This window comes from Chitinophaga polysaccharea, from assembly GCF_007829335.1.
Lineage (GTDB): Bacteria > Bacteroidota > Bacteroidia > Chitinophagales > Chitinophagaceae > Chitinophaga > Chitinophaga polysaccharea_B.
The window spans coordinates 268,777-286,735 of the sequence record NZ_VIWO01000005.1 but is presented as its reverse complement, the minus strand read 5'-3'; the positions used below and the strand labels follow the sequence as shown (position 1 = coordinate 286,735).

18 protein-coding genes are annotated in these 17,959 nt (G+C 47.5%); 9 read left to right on the top strand and 9 right to left on the bottom strand.

The genetic code is table 11. The features are described from left to right. The first annotated feature begins 86 nt into the window (after window positions 1–86). Window positions 87–1,070, top strand: coding sequence for an ABC transporter ATP-binding protein (locus FHW36_RS18085; RefSeq protein ID WP_145670978.1), 984 nt, complete (start codon window positions 87–89; stop codon window positions 1,068–1,070). Window positions 1,071–1,081: 11 nt separating this feature from the next. On the opposite strand, the gene FHW36_RS18080 is transcribed toward FHW36_RS18085, so the two are convergent. Further along, window positions 1,082–1,474 (bottom strand): YrdB family protein, encoded by a 393-nt coding sequence (locus FHW36_RS18080; RefSeq protein WP_145670977.1) that lies wholly within the window; start codon window positions 1,472–1,474, stop codon window positions 1,082–1,084. A gap of 66 nt (window positions 1,475–1,540) precedes the next feature. On the opposite strand from FHW36_RS18080, the gene FHW36_RS18075 reads away from it, so the two are divergent. The 4 genes from FHW36_RS18075 to FHW36_RS18060 all read left to right on the top strand — a co-directional run bounded on the left by FHW36_RS18075 (window position 1,541) and on the right by FHW36_RS18060 (window position 4,440). Further along, a complete protein-coding gene (locus FHW36_RS18075; protein WP_145670976.1) occupies window positions 1,541–2,206 on the top strand; it encodes a GDSL-type esterase/lipase family protein in 666 nt (221 codons plus the stop codon). A gap of 7 nt (window positions 2,207–2,213) precedes the next feature. Continuing rightward, window positions 2,214–3,299, top strand: coding sequence for a Gfo/Idh/MocA family protein (locus FHW36_RS18070; RefSeq protein WP_145670975.1), 1,086 nt, complete (start codon window positions 2,214–2,216; stop codon window positions 3,297–3,299). A 4-nt stretch (window positions 3,300–3,303) separates the two neighbouring features. After that, window positions 3,304–3,687: a hypothetical protein gene (locus FHW36_RS18065; RefSeq protein WP_145670974.1), complete on the top strand. Its 384-nt coding sequence runs from the start codon at window positions 3,304–3,306 to the stop codon at window positions 3,685–3,687. Window positions 3,688–3,945: 258 nt separating this feature from the next. Then, window positions 3,946–4,440 carry a hypothetical protein gene (locus tag FHW36_RS18060; protein WP_145670973.1) on the top strand — a complete coding sequence of 165 codons (495 nt, stop codon included), beginning with the start codon at window positions 3,946–3,948 and terminating at the stop codon, window positions 4,438–4,440. Here the strand turns inward: FHW36_RS18060 and FHW36_RS18055 are convergent. After that, a complete protein-coding gene (locus FHW36_RS18055) occupies window positions 4,408–4,824 on the bottom strand; it encodes a helix-turn-helix domain-containing protein (RefSeq protein ID WP_145670972.1) in 417 nt (138 codons plus the stop codon). The two genes, FHW36_RS18060 and FHW36_RS18055, sit on opposite strands and share 33 nt — an antisense overlap. Window positions 4,825–5,046: 222 nt before the next feature. On the opposite strand from FHW36_RS18055, the gene FHW36_RS18050 reads away from it, so the two are divergent. Then, window positions 5,047–5,832, top strand: a complete 786-nt coding sequence (locus tag FHW36_RS18050) for a DUF4349 domain-containing protein (protein ID WP_186452508.1) — start codon at window positions 5,047–5,049, stop codon at window positions 5,830–5,832. On the opposite strand, the gene FHW36_RS18045 is transcribed toward FHW36_RS18050, so the two are convergent. The 4 genes from FHW36_RS18045 to FHW36_RS18030 form a co-directional block, all read right to left on the bottom strand. Continuing rightward, window positions 5,829–6,530, bottom strand: a complete 702-nt coding sequence (locus FHW36_RS18045) for an alpha/beta fold hydrolase (protein ID WP_145670970.1) — start codon at window positions 6,528–6,530, stop codon at window positions 5,829–5,831. The genes FHW36_RS18050 and FHW36_RS18045 overlap by 4 nt on opposite strands. A 50-nt stretch (window positions 6,531–6,580) precedes the next feature. Next, a complete protein-coding gene (locus tag FHW36_RS18040; RefSeq protein ID WP_145670969.1) occupies window positions 6,581–7,189 on the bottom strand; it encodes a Crp/Fnr family transcriptional regulator in 609 nt (202 codons plus the stop codon). Window positions 7,190–7,223: 34 nt separating this feature from the next. Next, window positions 7,224–7,688, bottom strand: coding sequence for a PA2169 family four-helix-bundle protein (locus FHW36_RS18035; protein ID WP_145670968.1), 465 nt, complete (start codon window positions 7,686–7,688; stop codon window positions 7,224–7,226). Window positions 7,689–7,946: 258 nt separating this feature from the next. After that, a complete protein-coding gene (locus FHW36_RS18030; RefSeq protein ID WP_145670967.1) occupies window positions 7,947–8,786 on the bottom strand; it encodes an MBL fold metallo-hydrolase in 840 nt (279 codons plus the stop codon). Between the two features lie 111 nt (window positions 8,787–8,897). Here FHW36_RS18030 and lgt point away from each other — a divergent pair, with 111 nt between their 5' ends. Genes lgt through FHW36_RS18015 form a run of 3 tightly spaced genes read left to right on the top strand, consistent with a single transcriptional unit; the run spans window position 8,898 to window position 11,495 of the window. Then, complete coding sequence (gene lgt, locus FHW36_RS18025) at window positions 8,898–9,713, top strand: prolipoprotein diacylglyceryl transferase (RefSeq protein ID WP_145670966.1); 816 nt, start codon at window positions 8,898–8,900, stop codon at window positions 9,711–9,713. Continuing rightward, window positions 9,700–10,644: a CobW family GTP-binding protein gene (locus tag FHW36_RS18020; RefSeq protein ID WP_145670965.1), complete on the top strand. Its 945-nt coding sequence runs from the start codon at window positions 9,700–9,702 to the stop codon at window positions 10,642–10,644. The genes lgt and FHW36_RS18020 overlap by 14 nt, the downstream gene beginning before the upstream one ends. 56 nt (window positions 10,645–10,700) lie before the next feature. Next, a complete protein-coding gene (locus FHW36_RS18015; RefSeq protein WP_222429114.1) occupies window positions 10,701–11,495 on the top strand; it encodes a DUF4846 domain-containing protein in 795 nt (264 codons plus the stop codon). 59 nt (window positions 11,496–11,554) lie between these two features. On the opposite strand, the gene FHW36_RS18010 is transcribed toward FHW36_RS18015, so the two are convergent. From FHW36_RS18010 to FHW36_RS18000, 3 genes are read right to left on the bottom strand one after another with little or no spacing between them, the layout of a single operon-like run. Next, on the bottom strand, window positions 11,555–12,451 hold the full coding sequence (locus tag FHW36_RS18010) for a metallophosphoesterase family protein (protein ID WP_145670964.1): 897 nt from the start codon (window positions 12,449–12,451) through the stop codon (window positions 11,555–11,557). Between the two features lie 8 nt (window positions 12,452–12,459). Then, window positions 12,460–14,259: a RagB/SusD family nutrient uptake outer membrane protein gene (locus tag FHW36_RS18005; RefSeq protein ID WP_145670963.1), complete on the bottom strand. Its 1,800-nt coding sequence runs from the start codon at window positions 14,257–14,259 to the stop codon at window positions 12,460–12,462. Between the two features lie 27 nt (window positions 14,260–14,286). Next, on the bottom strand, window positions 14,287–17,751 hold the full coding sequence (locus FHW36_RS18000) for a SusC/RagA family TonB-linked outer membrane protein (protein ID WP_186452507.1): 3,465 nt from the start codon (window positions 17,749–17,751) through the stop codon (window positions 14,287–14,289). Between the last annotated feature and the right edge of the window lie 208 nt (window positions 17,752–17,959).

The following is a 17,959-nucleotide window of genomic DNA, read 5'->3' as shown; positions in this document are numbered from 1 at the left end:
GTATTACTTTGGTTACCTGCGTGCTTACTTCAATAGTTATGCGCTTTTTGCTTCCCCTTTCCGGCAAGTTTTACTAACTTGCGCGAATGAATTTTCTTGAAGTCTCCAATATCAGCAAACAACAGCACGGCGCGTATATTTTAAAGAATGTCAGCTTTACACAACACCAGTTTCAGAAGGTAGTGATTGCCGGAGAAACAGGTTCCGGAAAGAGCTCCCTGATGAAAATTGCAGGAGGCATGGGACAGGCCGATGAAGGGACGGTCATGTTTGAAGGAAAGCGGGTGAGGGGCGCCCTGGAGGTGCTTATTCCGGGACATCCGGGTACAGCGTACCTGTCGCAGCATTTTGAATTGAGAAATAATTACCGCGTAGAGGAAATTCTGTCGTATGCCAATAAGCTCACGGAAGAATCAGCCAACGAAGTATACGAGGTGTGCAGGATCAGCCACCTGTTGAAAAGAAAGACTGATCAACTGTCGGGCGGAGAGAAGCAGCGTATTGCAATGGCCCGGTTGCTGATAGGCGCACCACGCCTGTTTTTGCTGGATGAGCCTTATTCCAACCTCGACATGATCCATAAAAGTATCCTAAAGAATGTGATCAGCGATATCAGCGAAAGACTGGGTATTACCTGTATGTTGATTTCGCACGATCCAATGGATATATTGCCCTGGGCCGACCAGATCCTGGTGATGAAAGATGGAGAAATTGTACAACGGGGTACCCCCCGGGAAATTTATAACCAACCGGTTAGCGAGTATGTAGCGGGATTGTTTGGGAAATACAACCTGATCGCACCCGCTAAGGCCGACGTACTGGAAGGACTCCCCGGTATTACCCGTAATGGTAAGCATATTTTTATCCGGCCGGAGGACTTTAAAGTAGTACGTACCAAAAAAGACGCGATTCCCGGTAAAGTGAAGGAACTTAGTTTTTATGGCAGCTTCCTAGAGGCCGAAGTTGCGTTGGGTAATGAAATTGTTACCATTAAAACGGCCAATGCCGGGCTGAAGAAGGGGGCTACCGTGCAGGTAGCTGTAGACCCGGAAGCGGTGTGGTATTTTTAACCAGACCTTATTTATTTTCTCTCTGCAAAGCCGTTATAGGGCTTGTTACGCAACATGTCCCAGGTTCTGTCGTAGGATACAATGTAATGAATGGCTACCACAGCGGCCAGGATGATGCTCCACTGGGGATGTTCCATTACGCGGAGTCCCCATACGGCCAACCCGAATAATATCCATTCCAACAGTAATCTTGCTTGTCCGGGAATAGCTACGGGCGCTTCTTTCGGATCATTAGGAATACGGAAGACGCCCCAGAGGGTAGCTGCGCTAAGCGGAAATCCCAACGCCAGCACATATCGCAGCCAGCTATCGGCGCCCATTTGCCAGCCCCAGGAGCCCAGTATCACTAACATAATAATTTCCAGTAAGAAACGTACGGCTAAGTTGACAGGATTGGTATTCATATCGTTGACTATTCCGAAATAAATATATTTCTTTTATCTTAACGGCTTGGGGTTAATTTAATTGTTATGAGGAAAAATTTATTGCTGCTCTGCCTGGCCTGTATGTATGCGAGCGTCAGCCTGTTTGCACAGTCGCCGCTGCGATTTGAAAAGGATATTCATACGATCCGGGATTTTGATAAAATGTATGCACCGGCGCCGCATCCTATTTTGTTTGTAGGCAGTTCTTCCATCCGCAAATGGGATGACCTGGAACGAAATTTCAGCAGCTATGTAGTGATGAACAGGGGCGTTGGCGGGGCTGAAACCAACGACATCACTTATTACGCCAATGACATTATTTTTCCGTATGCGCCCCGGCAGATCGTGATTTATGTGGGAGAAAATGATTTGCCACACGCCAGCGTTACCGCCGATACTATGCTGGTACGCTTTCAGCAGCTGTATGGCACTATCCGGGCTAAACTGCCGGCCATTCCCATCATTTATATTTCTATTAAGCCCAGTCCTTCCCGGGCGGCATTTTTAGAGAAGGCAAAGCAGACCAATGCGCTGATCAAGAATTTCCTGGCAAAGGAAAAACATACCGTTTTTATAGATATCTATCCCAAAATGCTCGATAAATCCGGGCAGCCGCGTAAAGAACTATTCCTGGATGATATGTTGCATATGAACAAAAAAGGATACGCAATATGGGAAAAGGCCGTACAGCCGTACCTGTTGCATAAATAAAAGCAGTATGCGTATAGTTTTCATCACTTTCCTGTTGCTGCTGGCGGGGCTAATAACCTGGTCGCAGTCATTACGGGTCGCCATAGCCGGCGTATCGCACGGCCATGCGGGTTTCATCCTGGGCCGCCCTGATAAAGGAGATATCCAGATAGCAGGTATTTACGAACCGGATGTTGCCGTCGCAAAATTGCGCGCAAAGCAATACCATCTACCGGAAAATATCTTTTATACGAACCTGGCGGAAATGCTGGATGCGGTAAAACCGGCCGCGGTACTGGCATTTGGGTCTATTAAAGCCCATCGGGAAGTGGTGGAGGCGGCAGCGCCCCGGCATATACATATCATGGTAGAAAAGCCGCTGGCCACCACCGTAGCGGATGCCGTGTATATGGACTCCCTGGCACACAGATATGGGGTATACCTGCTCACCGACTATGAAACCAGCTGGTATCCATCTGTTGCCAAAACCTTCCAGTTGATAGAAGACAGCAGTTTCGCCGGAAAGATCAGGAAGGTAACCATCAACGATGGGCACCAGGGACCCAAAGAAATAGGCTGCGGCCCGGAGTTCCTTGCCTGGCTCACCGACCCGGTGCTGAATGGCGGTGGCGCGCTCATGGACTTTGGCTGCTACGGTGCCAACCAGATGACTTACCTGGTGAAGAATCGTTTGCCCGTTTCCGTTACCGCGGTGGCCCGGCATTACAAACCGCAGGTATATCCTAAAGTGGAAGACGATGCCACTATCCTGGTTGACTACGGGGATATGCAATGTACCATACAGGCGTCCTGGAACTGGACCTTCAGCCGTAAAGACATGGAAATATACGGTGATAAAGGCTACCTCCTGGCGACCGATAAAAATACGCTGGTACAACGCAATAATGAACGCGCGCCGGCTACCGTTCGTCGCATAACAGCAACGGATATACGGGTATACGAAGATCCTTTCCGTTACCTGATCGATGTATTGAATGGCACGGTGAAAATGCCTCCCTATGGCTTATATGCACCGGAGAACAACGTGATCGTGGTGCGTATCCTGGAGGCAGCCCGGGAGTCGGTACGTACCGGTAAAACTATTAAATTCTGATACAATGGGACTTCGGGTTTTTGTTTGTGAGCAATGCCATGAGATGCAGCGCATGCCTACAGCAGATCTGCTGCTACCGGAAGTGGTATGCAGCCGCTGTGGGCATATTACCATATATTCTCCGGAAGCACAGGAGCGAACCCGGAACATGCTGGCAGAAAATAGCTGGTATGCCGGGTTCCTGGAACTGTTGCTGGCAATGGAAGAGCAGCTGGGTATTGACTATGCAGATGAAGATTTCCCGGCGCCGTTTGTAACGCCCCGGCAGCTGATCGCCGTTACACTGCAACGATGCCATCATGCTATCACGGAACCGGAGCTGATAACGCTGATTACCAGGCTCACAGGCGCTCCAGTCGCCGACCTGGACAGCCCCTTGTCCTGCTGAAAACTTTATGTCTCAATAGGATAATATTCTTCCGGATAAAACGTTATTCATTTTGCAGGTGGATCGTTGCCAGCTTTATTTCTTTCCCCGCGAATAAATGATACTTAGATATTATATGCAAGCTGATGCGATTCAATCGAATCTATTTTACCGTTATTTTTTTTCTTTTCCTGCGATCTTTTTAGGTGGAAGATATCGTATCTTAATATTAACAGGGTAGGCGTTAACGTTATTTCATGTTATATGAAAACAGGTTTTATGAGATCTAACCGCTTCCATATTATTAGCCTCATTATCATCATAGGTAGTTTATTTCCCCACCTTATTGTTCAGGCGCAACAAACGCCCATATTCAGCAATACGTACCAGCAGTTAACCCGTTTTATGGATACGGCATTAATTCCCATGAAAGCCGGGAGTACCAGCCTTGCTTTTTCAATGAAAGCAGAAATAGATCATGGAAATATTACAAAGCTCGACTGCTCTACCAATGTGGCCAGTGATTTAAAACCCCGTTTATTCAGACTACAGGAATTGGATATCAGGTGGAACAAGTTAACCGGGAAGAGTGGGAAATATTATGTCATTATCCCGGTATATTTTATCGTAGAACATTCAACAGGCAAAGTACAGCTCAATTCCAAAACGGAATTTATCAACGGATTTTATTATGATGATGGTGATTTGTTTGACAACAAACCACTGAATAACTACTTTTTTCTAAAGCCCATCTACCTGCAGCGTTACCTCTGAGGATGCCGTGGCTGCGCATTGCAGCCGATATTGAGAGGGCGTCACTCCTTCAAACCGTTTAAAGAATTTGGTGAAATTGGAATTGTCGAACGTCAGTTTGGCGGCGATTTCCGTGATGCTCAACTGCGGCATCTGCAACATTTTCCTGGCTTCTTCCATTAGCCTCATTTCAAAAAAATAGCAGGGCGCTTTGCCGGTATGCAGCTTAATGGTATTACTGAGGTGCACCGGGTGAATAAACAGCAGCTTCGCAATGTCTTTGATATGGTACATATGATCTGCACTGCCATCCATAATCTGATCCACATGTTTGTTGACCGCTTCAATAAAAGCAGTGGTGATTTCTGCTTTCCTTGACTGGTATTTCTGAGGAAGTACGGGCATGATACATGAGATAATGAGTAATAAAGATACTAAATAATCAGGCATCCGATTTTTATCGTGTGGGAGAACGAAAAATATTTTAACAAATCAGGAAGGTTACCTTTTCCCGGCTGTTTGTATAAAGTTTAAATTCTCCTTGTTATGCGCCTTTCATTCTCGTACTTGATGATCCCCGTGCTCTTTTGCTGCGCCTGCAGCGCTAATAGAGCAGAAAAACAAGCCATGGCAACATATGCAGCCACGGCCGATTCCACTACCTTCTCCAATGACATGAGTCGTATTACTTCTACCTCGCGGAAGCGGGTAAAATCCGCCGATGTACGGTGCCGGGTAGCCAGTGTATTTGCCTCCACCAGCGCACTGGAGCAACTGGTAACCCGCTCTGGCGGCGTAGTAGAAGAAAGCAATCTGCAAAACGAATCGGTAGAACAGTACCGCCTGCCTTATTCGGCCGATTCCGTAAAACGTGTACAGCTTTACACGCCCGTAGCCAATCTTACCCTGAGAGTGCCGGTCGACAGCCTGGATATGGTGGTGCGTGCACTTACTTCCACCGCTGTTTACATTGATCATCGCGTGGTAAAAGACCAGGATATGACCCTGAAATACCTGGCCAACGCTATGAAGAATGAGCAACAGGAAAACAGTGCGGGCAAGGCGGTAGCGCCTTCCAAAAAAGGCAATACGCTCGACATTGCGGAGTATAACGATCAGCGTGGGGAACAGGCGGTAGATCGCCGGATCAGCAACCTCACGATCCTGGATGATGTGGCTTACTCGACATTCACCGTACAGCTTTTTCAACCAGAAGTAGCAGATGTACAAATAGTGGTGAATCCCGCGAAAATGAGCCGTGCCGGCTTTGGAACGGAGCTGGCCGGAGCCCTGCGTGGCGGCGCGGATATATTCCGCAACATTTTGCTCTTCTTTGTTGAGCTATGGCCTTTCCTGCTGATCGGTGCTGCCGGATGGATAGGGTACCGGAAACTCCTGTTACGTAAAGGCTAGTCTTTCTCCAGGAAGGATGTCAACACTTCATTGAACGCCGCCGGAAGTTCCATCATAGGGGCATGTCCACATTTTGCCAGCATCACCAATTCTGCCTGTGGCAACAAGCGCCTGAATTCCTGTGCTACTTCCGGCGGCGTAATTTTATCGTCTTCTCCCCAGATCAGCAAGGTGCGGGTGGGGATATGCGGCAGCAGGCTGGCTACGTAATTACGGTTGGCCGACTTGGCCATTTTTACAATCCGAAAACACTTGCGGGCATTGGTGGTTGTGCTGAATACTTCTGCCACGAGGGCATCAGTAGCGGTGGCAGGATCATAGAAAGTGTAAGCCACCCGTTCGCGGATATAGTCGTAGCTACCACGTTTAGGATAACTACCCATACTGGTATTTTCGTATAGTCCGGAGCTGCCGGTCAATACCAGCCTGGCAACCTTCTCCCGGCGCCGGTGGGTATACAGTATGGCTACATGACCTCCCAATGAATTGCCTACCAGGATTACATTTTCCAGCCCTGCAGACGTTATGTACTGATCGAGAAATTGTACAAGATATTCCAGGTTATCTCCCGGATGCTCATCATAGATAGGCAAAACAGGGATATGAATGTCGTAGCGTGCAGAGAAGTGATTAACAACGCCTTCCCAGTTACTAAGCCCGCCGAATAGTCCGTGCAATAAAAGCATGCTTTGTTTCATACCTTTTTTGCATACAAAACTATAGTGCGGCTTACATTAAGGGTGTGATTTCAATCACAAACGTTGCGGGTACGGTTCAGCAGCAACAGCCTGGCCCTGCTAATAGCTTCCCGGCTGGTATACAGGTAGCGGGCAATGTTGGTGAGCGATATTTTTTGTATGATGGCAGGGCGTTTTTCCAGCAGGAATTTATACCGTTGCAAGGGACTCTTCAGGGAAAGGATATATTGATGTTCTGCCTGTTGCTCCAGTAGTTCCTGGAACAGCTGAAGATTTACATGCAGCAGGTTCATGTGCAGGGCATAAAGCGGTTGTATCTTTTTGATATTGATTTTCAACACCACGGCATCTTCTACGGCAACAATGCTGAGCGCAGACGGGGCCTTTTTATTGTAGCTTTCGCAATTGGCGAGGAAGTCATTCGGGAAACTGAACTTCACAATTTTTTCATTGCCTTCTTCGTCGAAGATGGCAAATTTGAACATCCCGGAGATAACAAAAGCAGAATACCTGGCTACCTTTCCATAGCGTAAAAAGGCATCTCCTTTTTTAATATGTTTTATAGTGGCAATGGAATCCAGCAGCTGCCATTCTGCTAATGTTACTACCGGGTATTTTTTCATTAATTGATTATACCAGGCCGGCAATGTATGTGTCATTGAAGCAATCGGTTTGACTGCAATATAAACATTCTTATTTTCTGGCCTGATCGCGTAATGTTTTCACCTTATCATGTGCTTGTTTCAGCAAAGCCTTTTGCTGGGTAAGTAATTCGCGTATGTAGGCCGGCATGGTTTCCAGGTCGAGCGAGTCCTGGTAGGCCTGCAATACAGCATCTTCTGTAGCTTCGCAGTTGGCCAGTATTGTTCTGCGGTCATGCCCGGAAAACAATGCTTTTACTTCTGACCAGGCGCGGTATATTTTACCGGCAGCGGTGGTACCGGTTTCCATGGTACCTCCGTTGGCCTGTACTTCGTTGCCCAATGCGTTCCGGAGCTGGTGACTTTCCGTGATCATGGCAGAGAAGACAGGTTTGAGGTCTGCATCAGTGGGAGGTAATTCGCGTAGCGCCTTTTCATAACCGGCAATGCGGTCATTGTTGATGCCAATCAGGTCGTTCAGTATTTCGTTGGTAACGGCGGCGGTTATTGTTTCCATGTGTAATATTAATTTGATGTAATGGAATATCGGCCATAAAACATGCCAACAGGTTTGCGAACATGCACAGAAATATACAAGGAAGCGGGCGTTTTTGTTTGATTGTCATGGGGTGTTTTGTGTTACGGCCTGCTTTTGTGGGGTGACGCTCCACCTGGCGTAACCGATGCCAGGCGTTAGTGAGATGAAATACGAGGTGTGGAGGCCCTTAAACAGTATGTGGCGGAACATCATCTACCGCCTGGAAGCGAGCCCGGCTTAAAACAGTTTTCCCTGCAGCGCTTCTGTTGATATGGGAGGTGGCGTTGTTGCAATGGCTTCCCCGGCATTAGCAGCATTGACGGTAAATACGGCCGTTTCCTGGTACCGCGAGGCTACTATAATCTGTGTGCCGTTGGCATGCTCGTCAAAAAGTGCCTGCACCAGGTCGGGACTGTTGTTGTCGCGGGAGAGGTGGGAGAGCAGGAGATGGCTCATAAATGCCGGACGGTGTGCGGTAAAAATCTCCAGCGCCTGGCGGTTGGACAGGTGGCCTTTACCGCCGCGGATGCGGTTCTTCAGGTAATATGGGTACCGCCCTTTTTCCAGCATTTCTTCATCATAATTAGCTTCCAGGAAGGCGGCATGGCATTGCTGGAAATGGCGGACTACATGTTCACAGGGAGCGCCAATGTCTGTAAAGATACCAATGGTAACGGCATTGCCACTCACCACAAAGCTGTGTGGCTCCGATGCATCATGATGTTTGGGAAATGCGGTAACAGACAGGTTGCCTACCTGGATGGCCTCATACGGGTTAAAGTCCACCACCAGCTGGGCATCGAGTGATAAGCCTCCATGGGTGAGGGTACCGGGTGTAATGTATACCGGCAGCCGGTATTTTTTAGCCAGTACTTCTACGCCCCGGATATGGTCACTATGTTCGTGGGAGATAAAGATCGCCTTTACTTTTTTCATGGAAAGCCCCAGGCGGGTCATCCGCTTCTCCGTTTCACGGCAGGAAATACCTGCGTCTATCAACACTGCCTCACTGTCATTTCCAATATAATAACAGTTCCCGTTGCTTCCCGAATTCAATGAAGTAATAAATAGCGACATGCCGACAAAGGTAAAATTTCATGTCGAGATTTGATGATGCATTCACCGCTTCCCGGAAGATTATTTTGGATAGTTGTTTGTTAATTTGCAACATTGTTGCAAATTTGTGAAATGGATAAAATAATGATATTGTCGTGGGACGTATCCCCGGAAATGTTCCGGCTGGGAGGCCTGTCCCTGCGTTATTACAGCGTTGCCTTTATGCTGGCTATCCTGGCTGCCTATACGCTGCTGGACCGGATTTTCCGGCAGGAACAGGTACCGCCGGGCACGCTCGATCGCCTGCTGGTATACATGGTGACAGGCACCTTGTTGGGCGCACGTTTTGGGCATTGTCTTTTTTATGATGCCGCCTACTACAAAACTCATGTTTGGGAAATTTTTCTGCCGGTTGCTTTCCGTAACGGGCAGGTGGAGTTTACCGGCTACGAAGGACTGGCCAGCCACGGCGCAGCAGTCGGTATTCTGCTGGCGGCCTGGCGCTTCAGTATAAAATACCGGCTATCGCTTACCTGGTTACTCGACCGGCTGGCGATAGTGGTACCGCTGGCCGGAAGTCTTATTCGTATAGGTAATTTTTTTAATACTGAAATCATCGGCTTGCCTTCCACACTGCCCTGGGCGGTGATATTTACCCGCGTAGATGCGCAGCCCAGACATCCGGCGCAATTGTACGAGGCGTTTTGTTACGCGCTTATTTTTTGTTGGCAGCTATACCGCTATTATCAGTCACCCCGGCCGGGGCAACTCTTTGGCAGTTTGCTCTTACTGGTATTTACTGCCCGCTTTTGCATCGAATTCGTTAAAGAAAACCAGGTAGCCTTTGAAAATGGCTACCTGTTGAATATGGGACAGCTCCTGAGCCTTCCCCTGGTATTGCTGGGTATTTATTTTTTTAAATTTTATAAAGCATATGGAGAGAGATAATCCGATAAAAGTCTACATCATCACCGGTTTCCTGGGAGCGGGCAAAACAACTATCCTGAATAGCTTACTGCAACAGTTTACAGGCTCCCGTAATATTGTGATCGAAAACGAGGTAGGCAAAGTGAATATTGATGCAGGCCTGATCGATGCTAAAATTGATCAGCTCTATGAACTCACGGGCGGCTGTATCTGTTGCTCGCTCGACAATGACCTGCTGGAAGTACTGGGTAATATACTTGGCCAGGAGCAGCGGCCGGATCATGTTTTCATAGAAACCACCGGCATTGCCGACGCAGGCAATATCATCGGCATGTTTCATTTACCAGATGTGCAGCGTCACTACAAGCTGGAAAGCACTGTTTGTGTAGTGGATGCGGAAAATATCTTTGAACGCCTGCAACAGGCGCCGGAAACGGGTAAGCAAGTGGCCGCGGCAGATGTGATCATCATTAATAAAATACAGCAACTACCGGTACCCCAGCTCGTTTATTTGTCGCAGCAACTGGAGCAAATGAATCCCCTGGCTTTCATCACCACCTCCGAAACGGGTACTGTTTCACGGAAGGATCTGCAATTCCGGGAGAAACCCTTCCCTGGAAAGGAGGCCGTAGCTCCGGTGAAACAGCCCCATAAGATCAACACTGTTTTGTTTGAATCGCCTATCGCCTTTGATCTGAATATGTTTGTGTTTGTGCTTGATTTTTACTGTAACGCCTATCCCGATCAGTTGTACCGTATCAAAGGGTATATCCGCGCCTACAACAGTAAAGAAAAAATGCTGGTGCAATCTACCGGCCGGTACCTGCATATTGTACCTGCAGGAGAGTGGGAAGATGCTAATCCTTCTTCTACGTTGGTGTTTATAGGAAGAGCGTTGAAATCGGCTACTATCCAGCGTATGCTGGCACCTGCACAGAAAGAAAAGGTATAGGAGATCCGCCAGTTATGGAAAATATAGAGAAATGCATCTTCTCTAAAACTATTCATATGTTGGTAGCCCGGATATATTCATTGTTATTTGCCCTTCTTTTCAGTACAGCCGCTTTTTCGCAGGCCCGGACTGTAGCCGGTATCCCGCTGCCTCCGGGTTATAAACGCCTTTCGCAGCCACCAGGTTCTTTTGGCGCCTGGTTAAGATGGTTGCCGCTGAAAAAAGATAGCCGGGTATATCTCTATAATGGCGAGTTAAAACAAAATCAACAGGCGCAATTCGCAGTACTTGATATTTCTGTTGGTACAAAAAATTTGCAGCAATGTGCAGATGCAGTGATACGGCTGCGGGCAGAATATTTATTTGCCAGCAATCAGCCGGAAAAAATTGCCTTTCACGCTACCAGTGGTACGCTGATGGATTATAACGGATGGAGCAAAGGCGACCGCTGGATTTTAAAAAACAACCAGCTGCAACAAAAGCGGACAGCGTCGCCTTGCGGAGGACATCACTGTTTATTGTCGTACCTGGAAACGGTATTTTCCTGGGCAGGTACGCTTTCGCTCAGACGGGAACTGGCATCGGTAAAGGATACACGAAAACTGTTACCTGGCGATGTATTCATTAAAGGAGGCAGCCCGGGGCATGCGGTGATAGTAGCAGATGTGGCAGAAAACGCCGCAGGTGACCGGATTTTCCTCCTGGCGCAAAGTTATATGCCGGCCCAGGATATACATATTTTAAAGAACCCGGCAGCTGCTTCTCCCTGGTTCACAGCAGGATTTACCGGCAAGTTGCTGACACCGGAATGGATATTTGATGCCAGTGAATTAGCACGGTTTCCGGGATGATCATTACACAAAAAAGAGGCGCATGAAGCGCCTCCCAATACAAAATATCATAATTGCCGTTACCAGTGATGCGGAATGTATTCATTTTCTACACTGCCATCTGCATATAAGCGAAGGATGGCATAACCGGGAGGTGTTTCCAGGTAATATCCTTCGCCGGCAGATTCTTTATCGCCTTTACCCCACCAGAAGCCGCTCATGGCGCCATTGCAGCAGTAACGGATACCGTTGTAAACGGCGTTGTCGGCCAGGTGGTTATGGCCGCTGAGACATACTTTTACTTTGTCGCGGTGCTGAAAAAACAGGGACTTCAACCGCTGATGATCGCCATGGCCGCCGCCCACCAGCATGGGTGTAACGCCCAGGATAGGATAATGCGACATCACCAGGGTAGGAGTGCCAGCCGGTAGTGCCTGCAGATCCTTTTCCAGCCATTGGTATTGCTCTTCATCCAGGGAGGTTTTATCGTTGTTACCATCCAGGATAATGAAATGCCAGCCCTTGCGGGTGAAACTATAGTAGCGATGCGGTATTTTCAGTCGCTTTACTACATAGTCTTTACCATACATGCTGTCATCTGTTGACGGCGCTTTCCACCACATGTCGTGGTTACCGAGGCAGCTGTGTACCTCGTAGGATTTGAGGCTGCTGATACAGTCATCCCAGATACCCCAGAGCTGCGTTACGCGGTCGCGCACCACATTGTCGTACGAGGCATCGAAGATAGAGTCGCCGCCATTGAGGAAGAAATCGATCTTTTTCTTTTTGATTTCTTCCAGGCATTTTTTGAATCGCGCTGGTGCGTCGAGGTCTTCACGTATATGCACATCCGTAATATGTGCCACGGTTAGCACCGGGCTGCGTTTGCTGTTGCCGGCGGCTTTCACGGCAGCCGGTCCCAGAAGGGTACCGGCTGCAAGTAAGCCTGAATGTTTTAATATATCTCTTCTATTCATACAATGGTTTATTCCCAGCCAAAAATCTGCTTCAGGTTTGGATTCAATGCTACCTGGGTATAGGGAATAGGACGGTAATAGAATTTAGGTTCTGTAAAGGTGCGTGCGGCAGTTTCGGTTACTATAGCGCCGCCTGCAGTACCATTTTTCAAATATACCGTTACGTTTTCTCCTATATTACCAGCTTTGTAATAGATCAGCGAAATTCCCAGTGAATTTTTCTCTTTTTTATCTTCTGCCGGAATATCCTGGCTCTGATCTATCAAAATAATATCCTCAATACCATCGCCGGTCATGTCATATTTGCCCAGCCCGGGGAAGTACATGCCTTCTGGTATTTTTTCCAGCAGTTTACCGGCGTGCCATCTCATCAGGTCATCGAAGCGATAACCTTCCATGGCAAATTCCACTCTTCTTTCACGGCGGATCTCAAGGATAACGCCTTTCAGGTTGCTGGTTACATCGGGGTATTTAGCTGCCAGTACCGGATCGGGATTGGCATTACTGAGCGCCAGGTTAATGGGAGGTATACCAGCGCGGGCGCGTACCAGGTTTACAGATTGATCCAGATCGCCCTGGGAGAGGTTATTTAGTTCTGCCTTTGCTTCTGCAAAGGTGAGCAAGGTTTCCGCATAACGATAAACCGGGAAGTCAATACTGCCGGAAATACTGTTATCGGTGGTATTGAAATACCCTTTCACCTGGTGGTAACCGGTAAAGTTTTTATTCAAACGCTGAATATAGAGCGCGTTATCTCCTGCACGTTTAAATCCGGGGGCCGCCAGTGTTTGTGCCATGCGGGGGTCCCTGTTTTGAAACTCCTGCGTAAACTGGAGTTTATCATAACCGGGAATATCGGTAAAGCGCGTACCGTCTTTCATCAGGTATGTTTGCACCAGGTCGCGGGAGGGTGATTGTTCATAATCACCAAATACGTAGCCGTTCACGTTACCGCTTGCGCCCTTTACATAGTCGTAAGGGTGGGCTAATATCACTTCACCGATTCTTGTGAGGTCCTGGCTGTTAAATAAAGCCGCATAGTCGCTTGCTGGAGAGCCGGTATTATAAATGGTGAATTTGCCTGAATTCATAATATCCTGTGCCTGTGCTCGTGCAGTATCCAGGAACCGTCCGGCTGTCGATTGCAGGTTTAATTCCGGATGGTATTTGCGGAAAGTACCTTCATAGAGGGCGATGCGGGCGTACAGCATTTTTACTGCCCAAAGGTTCGGCGTGCCGGCAGATACTTTTTCGCGCACATGCTGAGCGGCAAAAGACAAGTCGGCCATCATGCTATCTACCACGACGGTGCGTGGGTCCCGGGCTTTATACATATCCTGGTTATCCGGGAGCAAGGTTTTTCCATACCATGGCACATCGGAAAAGCGCGTGATTTTACCGAAATAGAAAATAGCGCGGTAATACCTGGCGAGGCCGGCGTAATGATCCTTTACTTCCTGGGTAGCATCGGCTCCGCTGTAGCGATCAAGGAAGAAATTGATATTACGCAGCCTGCCCCAATCTCCCCATCCACCAGTAATGGTTTGAGAACTTGGGTGGCCGGTCATCATGTTTTTTATTTCCAGCGAAGCCGTGGTAGCAGTGTTATCACTACCCTGATCTCCGGTATACTGCCAGGTATCTGACAGGCTAAGCAGGCCGTTGACATACAGCGACAGGTCTGTTTCCGATTTAAAAAACAGGTCTGCGGCTATTTGATCCTGGGGATACCGGTTCAGAAAATCTTTTTTACAGGAAGCGCCCAACAACAGTGCTCCAAGAATGATATGATGTGTAAGTTTTTTCATGTTGTAATATTTAAATGGTCTCCGGTGTTACAGATCGAGGTTTAGTCCTACGGCATATTTGCGCTGGTAAGGATAAGCCCAGCCGTAACCGTCTATAATAGCTTCCGGATCTACGTATTTCTTGATGGCGGAAAACTCGAAGATATTTTCACCGGAAGCATAGATGCGCAGGCGATTAATGTGATAACGTTTGGTCAGCGATGCAGGTAATGTATAACCAATAGTCACATTTTTGATGCGCAGGTAGGCAGCATTGAGCAGGTATTTGGTTTGTGGAAGATCCAATCCTTTCCCGTAGTTATTGTCTGCGAGCCAGGCCTGCATAACCGGGTAATAGGAATTGGTATTGGCATCTGCCAGTCCTGCTTTGATGTAAGATGCGCTGTGTTGTGCACGGGTCGCTTCATTATCGGCGGTAGCGCGATAGAAATCCAGGTTCCACGGATAAACATTCGCATACGGCTGCTGGAGCGGGCCCCAGAACAGATAATGGTGCGGGTAGTAATCCATTTTGCCGATTCCCTGCATAAATACAGTGAGGTCAATGCCATTCCAGCTCATATCCAGGTTGATACCATAACGGTAATGTGGACTGGAATTACCAATTACTTTCAGGTCTTTCGGATCTTTGGCGGAAATACCTTGTTCTATTTTACCGTTTCCATCCAGGTCTTTATATTTTGGCCAGCCTTGTACTATATCCAGGGCGCCCCAGGGAACGATGGCTGATTCATCCAGCGTTTTTATATCGTCCTTGCTTTTGAAATAACCATCATTGGTTAAGCCCCAGATTTCGCCGAAGGTTTGTCCGGAGTAATACTTGCTACTGAATAATTGCTGGTCATTTTTATAGCGGGTGATTTTGGTCTTATCATCAGATAAAGTAACCTTAATACCAAAATTGAAAGGCTTTGAAGCCACATTGAAATTATTGCGATAGCCCAGCATCAGTTCCCATCCACGGGTAGATAAGTCAGCCGCGTTTTGCATAGGAGCAGCGGTACCCAGTACGCCGGGAAGCTCCTGTCCTGGTGCTAACATACCGGTGGTATTGCGCACAAAATAATCGAAAGACCCCTGGAAGCGGTTATCCAGGATACCAAAATCGGTACCTACGTTGGTGGTCGTTACCATTTCCCAGGTGTAGGTAGAGGGATCTACTTTAAGCAATGGTGCACCGGTAATGATGGTCTGGTTGAGATTACCATCTATCAGGTAAGAGGATTTTCCTGTTGGAAGATTAAATTGATAACCGAAGTTGGAAACACTCTGATTACCCAAGCTACCGTAGGAACCTCTGAATTTAAGCACGGATATCAGGGGGAAATTTTTGATGAATTTTTCCTCACTGGCGATCCAGGCTGCCGACACCGACGGGAATAATCCTACACGATTGGTGGAGGGGAAACGGGAAGAGGCATCGTACCGGCCATTAGCCTCTATAATATAGCGGTCTTTGAAGGTATAGTTAATTCTTCCAAAAAGACTTCTGATAGCATAGGAATCATAAACACCACTCACTAAAGGGGCCCCGCTGGTAAGGGATAAATATGGCAGCGATGGAGATATGATATCTTTCTGGCTGGCATTAATGGCCTGAGATTCGTAGTTCTCCTGGTTATAACCTGCCATCAGAGTGATAGTATGATGTTTGGCGAAGGTTTTATGGTAGTTGGCGTAGAGATCAAAAACATCCTGTTTTCTATAGGCATTGTTTTCTGTTACTGAGCTGTTGCCTTCCTGGCGTATATCTTTGGGACCATACCCGATTTTGTAGTAGTTCTGGTCTACGTGGTATTTCCACAGTTCTCTTTTGAAACTTGCATCTCCGGTAATCTGCAGGTCGTTGTTGAGGAAGGAGGCTACTCCTCTTACTACATCCTGGAAGCCGAAGCGGGTGGTAACATTGCGTCCGCCATCTACCAGTTGGGCTGCCAGGCGTCCAGCGCCGGTATTAGCCCAGGTACCGTCGGGGTTTACCGCCACCTGTGTAGGGTTTAAGTAATATACGTCAGTTATGTTATAGGTAGGCCCATCGCCTTTTGTTTGATAAATGCTCAGGTTATTATCTACCTGTAACCAGCTGATAGGTTTTATATTGATCTTGGCGCGCATGCCGGTGCGTCCCCAGTCATCTTTCGATAATTTATTTAACCCGTTTTCTTTGGTATAGTCGGCTGACAGCAGGTAGCTGATCGGCATTTTTTTAGCCGTTTCGGCACTGCCACTCATTGTAATGCTGTGGTTCTGGGAAAAGTTATTTTTACTGAAGAAGTAGTTATTCCAGTTGTTGCTGCCCATATAAGCCCATTTGGACGGATCACTCGGATCAATACGGGTATCCGGCAAAGAAGGGTTATCAGATCTTTCTTTGGCCCATTTATAATACTCGTCAGAAAAGTTAACGTAGTCCCATGGTGTGTTATTGGTAGATGTTTCCAATACACGGGAATAGATATATGGATCTGTTACAGGATCTGGCATTACAGTACGGCGCGACATTGCAAAGTAATTGCTGTAACTCACGGTTTGTTTACCGCCGGTGGTACCTTGTTTGGTAGTGATCAGGATCACGCCAAAAGAAGCCCTGGCACCGTAAATAGCAGCAGAGGCAGCGTCGCGTAAAACGGAAATAGACAAGATATCTGTCGGATTGAGACGCATCATATCATCAGTAGTGGCAGTAATACCGTCAATAATGATCAATGGTTGCACCATTCCATTGGCAGAAGCGATGGTGGCTACGCCACGAATATTGATGTTGGGAACTTGTCCGGGTTTGCCTCCACCATAACTGATGTTCAACCCGGGGCTTAGCCCTTGTAAGCCCTGCATTACGTTGGCAATGGGGCGTTCAGCCAGCTGTTTACCGGCAATCTGGTCTATGGCGCCGGTTACGTTGATCTTTTTCTGGGTACCATAACCTACCACAATTACCTCTTCCATGGAATTTTTTGAAGGTTCCAGGGTAACGGTGATAGTTTCCCGGCCATTTACAGCTACTTCCTGCTGGTCAAAGCCAACATAGGAAATCTGCAGGATGGCATTTTCCGGAACTTTTAATTCAAAGCTTCCTTTGTCGTTGGTAACGGTGCCGATGCTGGTATTTTTCAGCCGTACACTTACACCGGGCAAAGCTTCGCCTGCAGGGTTTACCACCCGGCCCTTTATGACAACGTCTTTGCTGGCAGCACCAGCTGGCGAAATCACGATCAGGTTGTCCGACATTTTCCTGAACCCAAGGGAGGTATTGTTAAGTATCTTATCCAATACCGAATCGATGCTCCAGTCTTTGGCATCTAACGATATTTTATGGTTTGCCGGTAGGTTGTCGTCGTTGTAAACAAACCGGTAATGGCTGTTTTTTTCCAACAGGGCGAGCGCTTTCTCCAGCTGCACCTGTGTAAGTTTCACCGTAATAGTAGATTGTGAATGTACCGATGCACTTACGTGTAAACAGGCAACGGTCATCAGCAGCATTGAAAGCTTCATAAAAATTAACAGTTTATACAGCTTCCGTCCAGGCGGAAGCCAATTGCCCACTGTACTTTTTTTCATACATTTGTTTTGTTGGTTAATAAATTGTTGGTGGAAAGTTTACCCAATACAATGCTGTTAACCGATATAATGGCGGGGAATGGTGCGAACATTTCCCGTTTTTTTTTCGGTTATATGCTAAACATTGTTTGCTTTAGAATTT